Genomic DNA, 15,863 nt, shown 5'->3' on the forward strand with positions numbered 1-15,863 from the left:
GAAGAGCCCGATCGCCGCCTTCCTGGCCACGATGTCGTGCTTCACCCTCAAGTCGACACGCATAAAAAGCCTCCCATTTCTCATGTCCAAGAAATGGGAGGCAGTTCACGATGGAGCCGGGGCCAATGGCGCAGCATACGCAGTTGGCGTTGAGCGCGAACAGCTCGTCAGCAATAACTGTCCGCGCCCTACCCTAGCCGCGGTGACGGGCGCGGCTGTAGGGCGTATCCACCATGGGCAGATCGGGACGCAGCTTGCCGTCAAATGCGCGATAGGCGTTCTGCACGGCGGGCGCCGTGGGGATCGTTGCGATCTCGCCGATGCCCTTGCCGCCATATGCCACGGGCAACAGCTCGTCCTTCTCCACGTAGATGGCGTGGATATCCGGAATCTCGGGCGCACGGAACAGCCCGAGCGTACCGTACCTTGCCTGGGGTACGCAGTCCTTGAGCGGCCAATCCTCGGTAAGCGCATAGCCCATACCCATGAGCACGCCGCCTTCGATCTGACCCTGAATGGAGATGGGGTTGACCACCTTGCCGGAATCGTGCGCGGCATAGACCTCGCTCACGCGGCCGTCATCATCCAGAATGACCACATGTGTGGCGAAGCCGTAGCAGATGTGGCTCTTGGGGTTGGGCACGTCGGCGCCCAGCTTGTCGGTCGGCTCCAGGTACACGTAGCTAAACTCGCATCCCTCGAGCGCCTTGATGGCGGCCGCGGGATCCTGAGGATGCATACCCTGGCCGGCGACGAGTTCCTGTGTGCGCAGCTGATAGGCACGGCCGTCGTCGTACTCGATCTTGACGCCGTCGCCATGTGCGCTCACCGGAGCGGCGGGTGCAGGCTTGCCGGCCTCGATGCCAAGCATAGCATCGCGCAGCAGGAAGGCGGCACCGCGCACGGCCTCGCCGGTCACGACCGTCTGACGCGAGCCGGACGTGGTGCCGGAGTCCGGGGCGTTCTCGGTGGAGCACTCGCCGTTGGCAATGCAGCGAAGCGGCAGGCCGCATGCCTCGGCAACGTCCTGCAAAAAGACGGTGTTGCAGCCCTGGCCGATGTCGGACGTGGCGGCATAAACGACGGCGCGGCCATCCTCGACGCGAATCTTGCAGCGGCCGGCATCGGGCAGGCCCACGCCCACGCCGGCATTCTTCATGGCACAGGCGATACCGGCGTGTCCGGGATGCGCATAGTAGGCATCTTTGACCTCGAGCAGCGTCTCCTTAAGCGCCGTGGAGCAATCGGCGATCTGGCCGTTGGGCAAAACCTCGCCCGGCTCGATGGCATTACGGTAACGAATCTCCCACGGATCCAAGCCGACCTTCTCGGCAAGCAGGTCGATCAAGCTCTCGAGCGCAAACTCGGACTGGCAAACGCCAAAGCCGCGGTATGCGCCGGCGGGCGGGTTGTTGGTGTAGTAGCCAAAGCCGCGAATGTCGGTGTTCTGGTACTTGTAGGGGCCGACGGCGTGCGTGCAGGCACGCTCGAGCACCGGACCGCACAGCGACGCGTAGGCGCCGGTATCAAAGTTGATCTCGCAATCCAGGCCGGTAAAGTTGCCCTCGGCATCGCAGCCCAGCGTAAAGGTGCCGTCCATGGCGTGGCGCTTGGGATGGAACGCAAGCGACTCGGCGCGCGTGAGCTTGCACTTCACAGGACGCTGGAACTTATAGGCAGCAAGCGCGGCCAGGTGCTGGACCGAAACGTCCTCCTTGCCGCCAAAGCCGCCGCCCACGAGCATGGTCTCGACGACCACGCGCTCGGGCTCGCTATCCCAGCCAAACATGTGGGCGCACTCTTTGCGCGTATCGTAGGCGCCCTGGTCGGTCGACTGCACCTTGACGCCGTTCTTGTACGGAAAGGCGACGGCGCACTCGGGCTCCAAGAAGGCATGCTCGGTAAAGGGCGTGGTAAAGCGCTGCGTCACGGTAAACGCGCTCTCTGCCAGCGCCTTGGCGGCGTCGCCGCGCGTCACATGGCGGCTCTGGCACACGTTGTCCTTGAGCTCCACCGTGTTGCCAAAGGCAAAGAAACTGTCATGCAGGCGCGGAGCGTCGGCAGCCTTGGCCTCGGCGATGTTGCGCACGGGCTCCAGCGGCTCGTAATCGATCTTTACGAGCTTCTTGGCCTTCTCGAGCGTCGCCTCGTCCTCGGCGACCACCAGCACAATGGCGTCACCCACGCAGCGGGTGATATCGCCCGCCGCGATCATGACGTCCCAGTCCTGGATAAGGTGGCCGACCTGATTGACCGGCACGTCCTCGGCGCGCAGGATGCCCACCACGCCGGGCAGGACCTCGGCCTTGGAGGTATCGATGGAGAGCACACGGGCGCGCGGGTACTTGGAGCGCACGGCGCTGGCGTAGGTCAGACCCGGCTGATCGAGCTCGTCGATGTCGTCGGGATACTTGCCCTCGCCGAGCACCTTCTTGCGCACGTCGATACGAAAGGCGCGCTTGCCCACGCCGTAGTCGTCGCCGCGCTCCAAATCCTCGTCGATCTGCTTTTCACCGCGGAGCACCGCAGCGGCCAGCGAGATGCCCTCGATAATCTTTTTGTAGCCAGTGCAACGGCAGACGTTGCCGCGAATGGCGTACTTGATCTGCTCCTCGGTGGGCTCGGGGTCCTCGGCGATGAGCGCTGCGCCCGCCATGACCATGCCGGGGATGCAAAAGCCGCACTGTACGGCGCCCACGGCGCCAAAGGCGTACACAAAGGCCTCGCGCACGTCCTGGGGCAGGCCCTCGACGGTCACAATGTTACGGCCGGCGGCAAGGGCGGTGGTCAGCACGCAAGCCTTCACAGCCGCGCCGTCCACATGGATGGTGCAGGTGCCGCAGGCGCCCTCGGAGCAGCCGTCCTTGGCGGAGTGAATGTGCAGGTCGTCGCGCAGATAACGCAGCAGCGGCTTGTTCTGAGTCGTCGTGCGCTCCACGCCGTTAACGGTAAAAGTGAATTCCTGTGCCATGGTGATTCCCTTCTACACGCCGGCGGCGATGCCGGTGCGGTCGTGAATGGCGCCATGCGGGCACACAACCGCGCACATGCCGCACGACAGGCAGTCCGCGCCGTCGATATGGGCGCAGTTGTCCTCGATGCGGATTGCGCCGGCAGGGCACTTTTTGGCACACATGCCGCAACCGATGCAGCTGGTGTCGCAGATCTTGCGCGCAATGGCACCCTTATCGGTATTGTTGCACCGCACCAGGATGTTCTGGTAGCCGGGAACGAAGGCAATCACGCGCTGCGGGCACGCCATGCCGCACAGGCCACAGCCCGTGCACTTGGAGCGGTCCACGCGGGCGACGCCGTCGACCAGTGCGATGGCACCGTGGGGGCAGGCCGTAACGCAGGCGCCACAGCCAATGCAGCCTTCGCTGCAGCGGGCGTCGCCGCCTGCGGAGGCGCAACCGCTTCCGCAGGCAACGTAGGCCACGTTATGTTGAATGGATTTGGCCATAAGAGACTCGCCTATTTCTTAAGAAGGTACGAATAGTTGTCGCGCACGGCCCTAATGGTCAGGCGGACGGCCTCGGGCAGACCGGTGTTGACGGCATCGACCGAGACGGTGCGGACCGTGCCGGCGACGCGGACCTTAAAGTGATCCTCATCCACGGCCAGGAAGCCCTCGTTCTCGGAGTTCTCCATGTCCTCCTCGCTCCAGAACAGGGTGAGCTTGTCCTTGTAGGGACGACCCTCCTGGTAGGGGCAGAACACGGCGCAGTTGCCGCACTCGTTGCACATGCCGTCGACATGGACGACCTGATGCTTGGCCAGACCCGGCACCTTAATGGCAACGTTGGCGCGGTTGGGACACACGTCGCAGCAGACCTCGCACACCGAGCCGCAGCCCAGGCAGCGGGTCTTGGTGCAGTTGCGCTTGTCGCGGCACAGCGACCCCTTGCGCTCGTAGCAGGTATCCTCGCGGCCTGCCTGCTCGTTGCAGCCGGCGTACTTGTTAAAGTCCACGCCGGCGATGGCGCGGGCGACTTCGGCGGCGTCGGCGATGGCCTCGACCACGGTGGCAGGACCGCGACGGCAGTCGCCCGCAGCCCAGACGCCCTCGACGCCGGTGGAGGTGGCGGCAAGGCGGCCGCGACGGTCGTGCTCGACGCCCGCGGCATCGTACAGGCTGGCATCGATGCCCTCGCCCACGGCGCAAATCACCGTGGTGGCAGGAAGCTCGACGGTCTCACCCGTGGCGACGGGGCTACGACGGCCGCTTGCATCCGGCTCGCCAAGCTCCATAACATCGCAGGTCAGTACGGTGCCGTTGAGCGCCTTGGGAGCCAGCAGCTCGCAGAACTCAACGCCGTCGGCAAGAGCAAGATCGAGCTCTTCCTCGTCGGCGGGCATCTGCTTCTTGGTGCGGCGATACACCAGGCGCACGTTCTTCACACCAGCCAGGCGCTTGGCCACACGCGCCGCGTCCATGGCGGTGTTGCCGGCGCCAATGACCACGACGTCCTCGCCCAGCTCGAGTTTATCGCCCTTCTTGGCGGCCTCGAGGAACTCCAGCACGTCGAGCTCGGCATCCTCGCCCAAGCCCACAGAGCCGGGCATCCAGGCACCGGTGGCCACGACCACGTCGGTAAAGCCCTGGGCCTTGAGCTCGTCGATGGACTCCACGCGAGCGTTGAGCTGCACCTTGGCGCCAAAGGCCAGGCAGAGCTCGGCGTCGTGCGAGATATCGTCGCTCGCAATGCGGAACTCGGGAATCACGTGACGGACCACGCCGCCGAGAGAATCACGGGCCTCAAAGATGGTGACGGGCACGCCGGCACGCGTCAGGAAGAACGCCGTCGCCAGGCCGGCCGGGCCGCCACCGATAACGGCAACGTTGCGCTCGCCGTCGTTGGCGATAGCCTGGGCGCGCAGCTTGGGCAGCACGGCGGTCATGGCCTCGCGGGCGGCCTTGAGCTTGCTGGCGCGAATCTGGGCGCCCTCGGGCTCGTAGAACGCACGCTCGCAGGCGCGGCCGCAGGGATGCGGGCAGATGGTGCCGGTAATGAACGGCAGGGCGTTGCGCTCGATGATGATGTTGAGCGCGTCCTCGTAGCGGCCCTCATCCACTGCCGCCAGATAGGCGGGAATATCCTGCTGGATGGGGCAGCTCGTGCGGCACGGCGTGGTAAAGCAGTCGGAAAGCGGGCTCTTGCCGGCGACCTTGCGGTCAGGCAGCGGGCGCAGCGGCTTCTTGTAGAGCGGGTTGGTGAGCGAGTCGGTCTGGATCGCGGTCACGGCCTCGAGCGAGACGCCCGCGAACGGCTTGCCGTCCAGATCGGTAAACTCGCCAGCCATCTGGCTAAAGCGCTCGTAGCCACCGGGCTTGAGCACGTCGGTCGCCAGGGTGACGGGCCAAATACCGGCATCGTACAGGGCGCGGATGTTGTAGACCGTGGCACCGCCGGAGTAGCTGATACGCAACTTGCCATCGAACTGCTCGGTAATGCGACGGGCGGCCTCGATGGTCAGCGAGAACAGCGAACGGCCCGACATGTACATCTCGGTGGAGGGCAGCTCGTTCCTCGTCACGTCGACGGGGAAGGTATTGGTGAGCTTGACGCCAAACTCAAGACCGCGCTCGGCGCACAGGGCAATCAGGCGCTCAAACATGGGCACGGCGTCGGCCCACTGCAGGTCCTCGCGGAAGTGCGTATCGTCGAAAACGATGTAGTCAAAGCCCAGCTCGTTCAGACGCTGGCGGGCAAACTCATAGCCCAGCAGCGTGGGGTTGCACTTGATGTAGGTGTTGAGGCCCTTCTCGGTGATCAGATAGGTCGCGATGCGCTCGATCTCGGCGGGCGGGCAGCCATGCAGGGTGGACTCGGTGATGGAGTTTGAGACGCGCGCCGGGATGGACTCGACAAATGCGGCGTCGACATGCTCAAACTTGTCCAGGTTAGCGAGCGCCCACGTGCGACACTCGTTCCAAACCTCGGAGCCGCTGGCGTCCTTCATGCCCTCAATGTACGCATCGACCTTGGGGCTCTTGATGCCCTCCAAGTCATAACCCACGGACATGTTGAAGACGAAGCCGTCCGGGCTGCCCAGACCGTACTCGCGAGCGATCAGGTGGCAGGCAAACCATGCCTTCACGTACTCGGCAAATGCCTGCGGAACCTCGAGCTCGGTCGACCACTCGCAGTTGTAGCACTCGTCCTGTGCCACGATGCAGGGCTTGTTCACACACTTGGAGAGCTCCTCGCCGTCCATAACCTGAACGGTCTTGAGCTCAAAGAAGCGCGCACCGGCCACGTAGGATGCCACGATGTTCTGGGCAAGCTGCGTGTTGGGGCCGGCGGCCGGGCCAAACGGAGTCTCGATGCGCTCGTCAAAAATGGGAAGTGCGCTCTCCTGGTTGGTCGTGACCATCTTGCGCACGCCAAAGATGGCGTCCTGGGTCTTGTGCTCCTCGATGATCCAGTTCATCAGCTGCGAAAACGGGATCGGCCTCATGATGTCGCTCATAGTGAGCTCCTCTCTGTAACGCCCGGCGAGACCGCGCGACGGGCGCAAATACGGTGTAGCGCTAGCACAGCGCCGGCGACCCCGCGGAGGCCGCCTATGCGCGCGTCGGATGCGGCGAAACATCCGGCGCGCGTGAATCTACTTGTAATTAGTACACGCGATCGTTGAGCGTGCTCCAGAGCTTCTTGGACTCGGCCATGGTCCACGCGTTGATCTTGTCCTCATCAATGCCAACGAACTCGCGATCCTTGTACAGGACACGGCCGTTGATGATGGTGGTGCGGCAGTTTTTGCCCATCATGCCAAAGAGCATGTGGCCGTCGATGTTCTCCTCGCTCAGCGGCGTAAAAGGCTTGTAGTCCATAACGATGACATCGGCAGCGGCGCCGGCCTCGAGCACGCCGAGCTTGCGATCGAAGTACTTGCTCGCCATCTTGGCGTTGTTCTCGAACAGCATCGTCATGGCCTCGCACCAGCCCACGTTGGGCATGGCGGCGTTGTGGCGCTGAATGATCAGGAAGACCTTAAGGCTCTCGAGCATATCGTGGGTGTAGGCGTCGGTACCCATGCACACGGGGATGCCGCGGCGGAAGAACTCGAGCACGGGGGCACAGCCCACGGCGTTACCCATATTGGATTCGGGGTTGTTGACCAGCCAGGTGCCGGACTCCTTGACGATATCCATCTCGGCAGGCGTCACGTGGATGCAGTGGCCCAGCATGGTGTCGGGACCAAGCAGGTTGTGCTGCAGCAGGCGCTCGACGGGACTGATGCCGCCGCGGTTGAGGCGGGAATCCCACACGTCGTTCATGCCCTCACACACGTGGATGTGGAAGCCGGTCAGGCCGTTGTTGGCCTCGGCCATCTTGTCCATGGTCTCGTCCGACAGTGTAAAGGTGGCATGGCCGCCAAACATGGCGGCGATCATGTGGTTGTCGTTATCGCGACGCTCCTTGGCGGCCCACTGGGCAAATTCGGCGTTCTCGGCAATGGCCTGGTCGCATTTTTCCTGGCCGCGGCGATCGGAGACCTCGTAGCACAGGCACGAACGCATGCCCAGCTCCTGAGCTGCATCCTTAATGGTAAAGAGGCTGCCCGGGATCTCGCAGAAGCTCGCATGGTGATCGAAGATCGTGGTGACGCCATCGCGGATGGAGTCAAGAATCGTGGCATAGGCGCTGGCCTTGGTGCCGTCGAGCGTCAGGTTGTCGTCGATCTTCCACCACTGCTGCTCAAGATTCTCCAGGAAGTTGGTGGGGTTGCAGCCCTTAATGGCAAGGCCGCGGGCCAGACCCGAGTAGATGTGGGTGTGGCAGTTGATAAGTCCGGGCATGATGAGGTTGCCCTGGGCGTCGACGAACTCGGCATCCGGGTACTTGGCCTTGAGCTCGCGCTCGGGGCCCACTTCGACGATCGTATCTCCGTCAATGGCGACCGCACCGTTGGGAATGAACGGAGTCTGAGCGTTGCGGGTAAAGACGGAACCGTTAGCGACCAGAAGCATAAATGCTCCCTTCAACATCAGAGGCGGGGTTTGACACCTCTGACATGGCGGAAGTGCGAAGCGCCGGCCTACACCGGAAACGGGCCCTCTCCCGTCAACGCTTCACCAAAGGGACAAGCCCTTTGAAGTGCGGCTTGGCGCCGCATGACGTCGGCGGACGAGGCGATGTGTCCGCCGACGAATAGCACCGAATTGGTTACTTCTTGCTCTCGGGCAAGACCAGATCCACGACAGCGTCCTTGGCGGCATCGATGTGCTGAGCCACGACCGGCGTCTGCGGAAGGATCAGGTTGAGCACGATGGCCATGATGGCGGTGGGGGTTACGGCATTGGAGCCGATGACGGTGGACACCCAGGTGGGCATGCCCTCGCCGGCAAGGCAACCGCTGGCCATCCAGATACCCAGGCCAAAGACGACGGAGGTACCGACGATGGTGGTAGTGCGCTGCGTAAGGCCCTCGCGGGTGAACATGCGCACGCCGTTCATGGTGATGGTGCCAAAGACGCCGACGGTCGCGCCGCCGATGACAGGCTGCGGGATGGCGGAGAGCACGGCAGAAAGCTGCGGGAACAGGCCGGCGATGGCAAAGACGGACGCGATGATCACAAAGACCCACTTGTTGACGACCTTATTGGAGCAGATGATGCCCACGTTCTGGCCAAGGGCGCTGGTGGGAAGACCGCCCAGCAGGCCGCCGGCCATAGAAGTGAGGCCCTGAGACACGATGGCGCCGGAGAGCTCGCGCTCGGTGGGCATACGGTCGATGGAGCCCAGGCAGGCGGCGGAGACATCGCCGATAACCTGGATGGCAACCATGGGGAACACGACGGCGAGGGTAATGCAGACCTCGGGATCAAACTCGAGTGCGTAGGGCATGAGCTTGGGAAGGGCGAAGACCTGAGCGGTGGCGACGCTGGAGAAGTCGATCATGCCAAAGGGGATGGAGACGATCATGCCAACGATCATGCCAAAGAACACAGATCCCAGCTTGAACGTACCCTTGCCAAAGTTGGCGAGCGCGAAGACCACGGCGAAGGTGATAAGAGCGACGCACCAGGCCTGCGGGGTGCCCCACAGCGGCGTGCCCATACCGCCGGCCATATACTTGACGGCCGTGGGATACAGGGAGACGCCGATGGAGAAGATGACCGTACCGGTCACGACGGGCGGGAACAGCCACTTAATCTTGCTGTAGGCCAGACCAAAGAGGACCGCGACGGCACCGCCGACAATCTCGCCGCCCAGCAGCGCACCAAAGCTAAAGCCCGAGGCACCCATGGCCTGCAGGGCCGGCAGGAACGCGAACGAGACGCCCATGACGATGGGCAGGCCGCCGCCGATGCGGCGGAAGGGAGCGAAGGCCTGAAGGGCCGTGTCGATTGCCGAAAGAATGAGCGCCACCTGAATGATGTCGGTGCTCTGCTGGCTGTTAAAGCCGTAAACGCCGGCCATGATGACCGCCGGGGTAATGATGCCGGCAAACGATGCCAGCACGTGCTGAAGGGCACACGGAATCATTTCCTTAACGGGCGGCATGCCTTCGCGAGTGAACAGGGCTTCAGTGCCGTTCGTAACCGTCTCCTGGGCCATTTGACCACCAATCCTCGAAGTAGTTGTTTTCGCATCTAGCGCTCTATTGTGACGCAGTGCGGGGTTGAGGTTGTGCCTTCGGTGAATATCGTATTAAAGAATTTTCTCATTCTCAATAATAATTTTTTGTTATCAGACTATTTTTCAGCTGAGACAACGCATTTCCGCAGGTCAGGAAAGTGTCTGGTCAAAATAACATCTAACTTTTCTTTTGGTCGACCGCTTACCGCCAAAATCCTACCGTTCGTCTGTATTACGCAAGGTACCTGCGAATATACGAGTCAATAGACACCGTGTTACCATGAGAAAAAATTGTTATGAAACTTCCGATTTCATCCAAAGGAGTTGCCCGTGAACGAGACTGTACGTCGCTTTTTGCCGATGGTCGATTTCCTGGAGCAGATACTCGGCAAAAACAGCGAAATCGTGCTGCACGATTTCTCGGATCCCGACCACGCCATCGTCGATATCCGCAACGGCATCGTGAGCGGCCGCAAGGTCGGCGGTCCCGCCACCGATCTGGCACTCAAGATCATGCACGATCCCAAGTATCGCGACCTGCCGTTTATTACGGGCTACGAGGGGCGTGGTGCCGGTGGCAAGACGTTGGAATCCGCAACGTACTTTATTCGCGAGGATAACGAGATCGTCGGCATGCTCTGCGTCAACACCGATCTTTCCACGGTGCGCTCCATCAACGCCATGGCTCAGCAGCTCATGGCCTGCTTCGACGCTGCGCCAAGGCAGGCGGAGCCCGCGTCTATCGAGGTCGAAATTCTTTCGGAGTCTACACAGGAGCTCATCGACCACAGCATTTCCGAATTGCTCGAAAGCCGCGGCCAGGATGTCGCCTCGCTTGGGCAGGCCGATCGCGTGGACGTTATTCGCCACCTTAACGGCAACGGCGTATTTATGCTCAAGGGCGCTGTTGCCTGCGCTGCCACCTCGCTGGGCATCTCGGAGCCCAGCGTCTACCGCTACCTGCAAAAAGTTCGCAAGGAGGGCTAACGAGCAAAATGGAGCGCGGGCAGTCTTTTTGGGACGGGGCTATTTTAGCTACCCTCCCTCTGCCCACGATTTCGATGAGCCGCAAGTAAAATCAATCCTGCATATAGGGGTAGCTAAAATGGCCCCGTCCCAAAAAGACTGCCCTTGGTGGCTCCGCAAGCGATCCGTCACCTGACAAAAGACCCTGCAGCTCACACGCGCTGCAGGGTCTTTTTGCATGTCATGTTTAGTTGTTGCCAACGCCTTAGAGAGCGGCGACGACCTCGATCTCGACCAGACCGCCAGCCGGAAGAGCGGCAACCTGGAAAGCGCTGCGCGCGGGGAACGGGGCCTCAAACTTGGAGGCATAGATCTCGTTCACGGCGGCAAAGTCGGCGATGTTAGCCAGGTAGACCGTGGTCTTGACGACATCGGCAAACGTAGCGCCGGCAGCGGTCAGCAGGGCTTCGACGTTGGCGAGGGACTGCTTGGCCTGGGCCTCGATGCCCTCGGGCAGCTTACCGGTCTCGGGATCGATGCCCAGCTGGCCGGACAGGAACACCATGTTGCCGGTCTGGATACCGGGAGAATACGGGCCGATGGCTGCGGGCGCGTTATCGGAAGACACGACGGTCTTGCTCATGTTTTTCTCCTTACGATCAAATAGAGAGCGTGAGCGCGGCGTTCGCACCGGGAGGCACAGTTCGGTCTGAACACCGCGCTTGATTGGGATAGTAGGGGATGATTTTGCCAGATGCAAGATAATTATCAGATTGCGATAATATTTTATCGCCCAGCGGTTTCCCCGAACCGCTGAACGGTTCTCCACGGGGTCAGCCAGCCCAGGCTGCTGAAGACTTTGTCCTGCTTAGGCTGCGGGCATCGCCCATCGCGACGGCGCCACTATACTTTTGTGTATCTGAGCATTTTGAAAGGCAGGATATGACCGCAACCGCCAGCCGAACCACCAACCGCAGGCCCGAGCTTCTGGCCCCCGCCGGAGGCCCGGAGCCCTTTGCCGCCGCGCTCGCCGCCGGGGCAGACGCCATCTACTGCGGCATGGGCAGCTTCAACGCCCGCCGCAAGGCCACCAACTTTACCGATGAGGCTTTTGAGCAGGCCTGCCGTGCTGCGCACCTGGCCGGGTCGCGCGTCTACGTCACGGTCAACATCGTCATCAAGCAGTCCGAGATGAGCGATGCACTGCAGCTCATCCACCGCTGCTCCACGCTGGGCGCCGACGCCTTCATCATCCAGGACTGGGGCCTGTTCTTTGAGGTCAAGCGCACCATGCCCGGCATCGAGACCCATATCTCGACCCAGGCGAACATCCACGATGACCGTGGAACCATCTGGTGCCACGAGCAGGGCGCCGACCGCGTGACCCTCTCGCGCGAGCTTTCCATCGACGAGATCGCCGCCATCCACGACGCCGCGCCCGACGTTGACCTGGAGGTCTTTAGCCACGGCGCCATCTGCTTTTGCTACTCGGGCCTGTGCCTGCTCTCGAGCTTTGCCATGGCGGGCCGCTCGGCCAACCGCGGCATGTGCGCCCAGCCCTGTCGCCTGCCTTACGAGCTAATTGACGAGAACGGCCACTCGCTCTCCCCTGCCGGTCGCGAGCGCGCGCTATGCCCGCGCGATACCAACACTTCACAGCTTGTTCGCCGCCTGTATGACGCCGGCGCCGCATCGCTCAAGCTCGAGGGCCGTATGAAGGCGCCCGATTACGTGTACTCCATCGTCGATGTGTATCGTCATCAGATCGATGACATGCTGGCCGGGGCCGTCGTAGATAAGGACGAGGACGCCGCTCGCCAGCGCCAACTCAAGCGCTGCTTTAACCGCGACTTTACGCACGCCTATCAGGACGGCACCTCGGGCGACGAGATGATGAGCTACGAGCGCTCCAACAACCGCGGCCAGATTGTGGGCACGGTGCTGGGCAGCCGTATGGCCAACCGCGACGTGCGCGGGCTCAAACCCGACGACCGTCGTCGCCGCGCCGCCATCGCCCGCATTGAGCTGTTTGAGCCCGTGGGCAAGGGCGACTTGTTGGAACTTCGCCACGACGACGAGTTCGATCAGTTCCTGACTACCATCGCCGCCGATGATGCCGCCGCCGGCGACATCATCGAGTGCCACGTGCCCCGCAGCATGCCCGAGGGCTGCCGCGTTCGTGTGATTCGCAGCCAGCGCGCCATTGACGCTGCCGGCGCCGCGCTCAAGCGCGATGTGCTACGCCGCCGCGCCGTAGACGTGTCCGTCGCGGCGCGTCTGGGCGAGCCGTTTACCGTCACGCTCACCTGCTGCGACGACCCCACGCTCACCGCCACCGCCACCGGCTTTACCGTCGAGGCCGCCAAGACCCGCGCCGTCGAGGCATCCGATCTGGTGGAGCACGTGGGCCGCATGGGCTCCTCGCCCTTTGAGGCCGCGAGCTTTGACGTGGCGCTCGATGAGGGCTGTGGCATGGGCTTCTCCGCTGTGCACAAAGTGCGCGCCGCCGCTTGCAAGGCGCTCGAGGAGGCCATTCTGGCGCCTTACGAGGAGCGCGCCCACACGCTCGAGCTGCCGGCGATTGTCACCAGTGATTCCCGCCCCGCGCCCGAGCACTACCGCGATGAGCCGCAGATCTGCGCCACCGTCACCTCACTCGAGGCCGCCGAGGCAGCGCGCGCGGAGGGAGCCGCGCGCATCTACATGACCACCGACGCGCTCGATGCGGCCGAGCTCTCCCCCGCCGATGCGTTTGAGCAGGGTATTGTTCCCGTGCTCGATGAGGTCTGCCGCGCCGTCGACCACGCGCGCGTCGACCCGTGGGTCGTTGCCGGTGCCACGGTCGCTATTGGCAACATCTCTGAGCTTGCCCTGGCCGCCCAGGTTGGTGCCACGGCCGAGATTCGCTCTTGCCTGCCCGTGCACAACACGCCTTGCATGGAGGCACTCGCCGAGCGCGGAGCCGGGGCGTTTTGGCTCTCGCCCGAGATCACGCTCGACGAGATTATCTCGCTTGGTACCTCCGCGCCCGCGGCCCTGGGCATCACCGTTTTCGGCCGCCCGCGCGTTATGACGAGCGAGCACTGCATCCTGCAGGTGGCCAATGGCTGCATCCACGATTGTGCCCACTGCCGCCTGCGCGCCCGCAAGCTGTCGCTCAAGAATATCGACGGCAAGGTCATGCCGGTGCGTACCGACATCCACGGCCGCTCGCGCCTGTACGACGCCTACCCCATCGACCTCACACCGCAGGTTCCACAGCTGCTCGACGCCGGCGTGCGCCGTCTCATGGTCGACGGAACCCTGCTCGAGGCCGATGAGATTGGCCGCGCCGTCGCACGCGTCCGTCGCGCCGTCGAGGCCGCGCAGGCCGGCCGTAAGCCCGCCGCCCGCCTGCGCGGCGCCACTTCGGGCTGCATGTTTGTGGGAATTAGCTAACCGAAAGGCTTACACGTGAACGAAGAACCCCAAGTCCTCTACTGCGACGCCTGGCTCATGGCCATCGATAAGCCCGCCGGCATGATCGTCCACGGCGACGGCACCGGCGAGCGCACGCTTACCGACTATGCCAGCGACCTTTTGCTGGCGATGGGCGACGGCTTTGCCGCGACCGACATGCAGCCGCTCAACCGCTTGGACCGCAACACTACCGGCGTAGTGTTGTTCTCGCTCGACAAGCAGACGCAGCCCGCCTTTGACCAGATGGTCATCGACCACGCCTTCGAAAAGCACTATCTGGCGCTCGCCGAGGGCAAGATCGACTGGAACGAAAAACTCATCGACAAGCCCATCGCCCGCGACCGCCACGATAGCCGCAAGATGCGCGTCGGCGCCAGCGGCAAGCCGTCGCAGACGCGCGTCAAGGTGCTCAAGCGCCTTAAGAGCCGTCGAGGCCTGCCCACCCGTTCGTATATCGATGTTGAGCTGCTCACCGGCCGCAAACACCAGATCCGCGTGCACCTGGCAAGCGAGCATCATCCCCTGGTTGGCGACGACCTGTACGGAACGCCGCGCCCCTGTGGCCTCATGCTCCACGCCCACAGCGTATCCTTTACCCATCCCGTAACCGGCGAGCACATCCACATCGAAGCCCCCTGCCCCTGGGAGCCCTAAAACCTGCCAAAAAGGGACAGGTTTATTTTGGCAGGTTTTATCTGGGCAAACGTCAAGCCGCCACGATGGCTCAGCCGCGACCCCAAAACATCTCGATCTGTAACAGTTAGAACCCATTTTCCGGTCTATCTGTTACAGATCGAGACATTCAAATCCCCCTCAAGGGAAAATCTCGATCTGTAACAATAACTCGGCAAAATCGGTCCCAGATGTTACAGATTGAGACAAAGGAATGGTGCGGTTCGGAAGTATCTCAATCTGTAACATCTAACCCACTTTTAACGGTCCAGTTGTTACAGACTTAGACAAACCGGCGGACAACGAAAGCGGCAACGCCTGTGATGGACGTTGCCGCTTTTCTATTGAGAAAACTACTCGGTTTTCGTTACTAACTACCACAATGGGGACAGGCACCTTTGTGATGGTTTTGGCCTTGTCCCGTCGCTAGACCGTGATGACGTTGTCCATTGCCCGATACTTGGCGGGCACCTCGCCCGCGGTAATAATCGTTGCGTCGCGAAAGTCCGCGAACTTGACAGGCGCCACCATGCCAAATTTACTGGCGTCAGAGATTACAAAGCGTTTGGCCGTATGGCGCATCGAGATGCGCTTTACTTGCGCCTCCTCGATATCGGGCGCCGTGAAGCCCTGCTCGGCGGCAATGCCGTTAGAACCCCAAAAGCCACAGTTGAAGTTGTAGCGGTCTAAGGTTGCCAAGGCATCGGGGCCAACGAGTGCTTCGGTCTCGGGCTTGAGCTCGCCGCCTAGTACCACGGTACGCATGCCGCGCAAAGCGAGGTGCTGAGCATGGAGCACGGAATCGGTCACATAGGTGACATCTTCAAGGTGTGGAAGATGCTCGATGAGCTTGAGCGTCGTCGAGCCCGAGTCGATGTATACAAAGCTCTCGGGCTCCACCAGCGCCGCGGCGCGGGCGCAGATACGCTCCTTATCGTCGTTATGGAGGTCGCTGCGCTCATTGAGCGTTAGGTCGCGCGTCACGTGTGCGCGCTCAAGACTCGTCGCTCCGCCGTGGACCTTGGCGATGCGGTGCGCTCGATCGAGCGTCTGCAGGTCGCGCCGAATGGTAGACGCCGTTACGCCCAGGGTATCGGCAAGCTCTTGCACAGTAACCGAGCCAGCCTGCTGGACCATCGACACGATCGCGTTGAGCCTATCCTCCGCAAGCATCGC

The 15,863-nt window shown here is 62.4% G+C and carries 10 protein-coding genes; 3 read left to right on the forward strand and 7 right to left on the reverse strand.

The window, feature by feature from the left end; all coding sequences use genetic code 11:
• Positions 1 to 193 precede the first annotated feature (193 nt).
• The 5 genes from xdh to ACTQW0_RS06250 form a co-directional block, all read right to left on the reverse strand.
• The gene (gene xdh / locus ACTQW0_RS06230; protein WP_441033065.1) at positions 194 to 2,971 is read right to left on the reverse strand and encodes a selenium-dependent xanthine dehydrogenase; all 2,778 of its coding nucleotides are present in this window, start codon (positions 2,969 to 2,971) and stop codon (positions 194 to 196) included.
• 12 nt (positions 2,972 to 2,983) lie between these two features.
• Positions 2,984 to 3,463, reverse strand: a complete 480-nt coding sequence (locus ACTQW0_RS06235; protein WP_035137469.1) for a 4Fe-4S binding protein — start codon at positions 3,461 to 3,463, stop codon at positions 2,984 to 2,986.
• An 11-nt stretch (positions 3,464 to 3,474) separates the two neighbouring features.
• Positions 3,475 to 6,474, reverse strand: coding sequence for a putative selenate reductase subunit YgfK (gene ygfK / locus ACTQW0_RS06240; RefSeq protein ID WP_441033069.1), 3,000 nt, complete (start codon positions 6,472 to 6,474; stop codon positions 3,475 to 3,477).
• A gap of 148 nt (positions 6,475 to 6,622) precedes the next feature.
• Complete coding sequence (gene ssnA, locus ACTQW0_RS06245) at positions 6,623 to 7,978, reverse strand: putative aminohydrolase SsnA (protein ID WP_441567382.1); 1,356 nt, start codon at positions 7,976 to 7,978, stop codon at positions 6,623 to 6,625.
• A gap of 196 nt (positions 7,979 to 8,174) precedes the next feature.
• The gene (locus ACTQW0_RS06250; RefSeq protein ID WP_441567384.1) at positions 8,175 to 9,569 is read right to left on the reverse strand and encodes a uracil-xanthine permease family protein; all 1,395 of its coding nucleotides are present in this window, start codon (positions 9,567 to 9,569) and stop codon (positions 8,175 to 8,177) included.
• Between the two features lie 351 nt (positions 9,570 to 9,920).
• Between ACTQW0_RS06250 and ACTQW0_RS06255 the strand changes: the two genes are divergently transcribed.
• Positions 9,921 to 10,577: a helix-turn-helix transcriptional regulator gene (locus ACTQW0_RS06255; protein WP_441042043.1), complete on the forward strand. Its 657-nt coding sequence runs from the start codon at positions 9,921 to 9,923 to the stop codon at positions 10,575 to 10,577.
• Positions 10,578 to 10,821: 244 nt separating this feature from the next.
• Here ACTQW0_RS06255 and ACTQW0_RS06260 read toward each other — a convergent pair whose 3' ends face one another.
• Positions 10,822 to 11,199, reverse strand: coding sequence for a RidA family protein (locus ACTQW0_RS06260; RefSeq protein ID WP_441564439.1), 378 nt, complete (start codon positions 11,197 to 11,199; stop codon positions 10,822 to 10,824).
• 299 nt (positions 11,200 to 11,498) lie between these two features.
• On the opposite strand from ACTQW0_RS06260, the gene ACTQW0_RS06265 reads away from it, so the two are divergent.
• The gene (locus ACTQW0_RS06265; RefSeq protein WP_441564440.1) at positions 11,499 to 13,994 is read left to right on the forward strand and encodes a DUF3656 domain-containing U32 family peptidase; all 2,496 of its coding nucleotides are present in this window, start codon (positions 11,499 to 11,501) and stop codon (positions 13,992 to 13,994) included.
• A gap of 15 nt (positions 13,995 to 14,009) precedes the next feature.
• The gene (locus tag ACTQW0_RS06270) at positions 14,010 to 14,669 is read left to right on the forward strand and encodes an RluA family pseudouridine synthase (RefSeq protein WP_233508892.1); all 660 of its coding nucleotides are present in this window, start codon (positions 14,010 to 14,012) and stop codon (positions 14,667 to 14,669) included.
• Between the two features lie 444 nt (positions 14,670 to 15,113).
• Here the strand turns inward: ACTQW0_RS06270 and ACTQW0_RS06275 are convergent, their stop codons facing one another.
• Complete coding sequence (locus ACTQW0_RS06275) at positions 15,114 to 15,860, reverse strand: DeoR/GlpR family DNA-binding transcription regulator (RefSeq protein ID WP_427717633.1); 747 nt, start codon at positions 15,858 to 15,860, stop codon at positions 15,114 to 15,116.
• Positions 15,861 to 15,863 lie beyond the last annotated feature (3 nt).

It is taken from the genome of Collinsella sp. LCP19S3_B7 (assembly GCF_052121795.1).
Classification (GTDB): domain Bacteria; phylum Actinomycetota; class Coriobacteriia; order Coriobacteriales; family Coriobacteriaceae; genus Collinsella.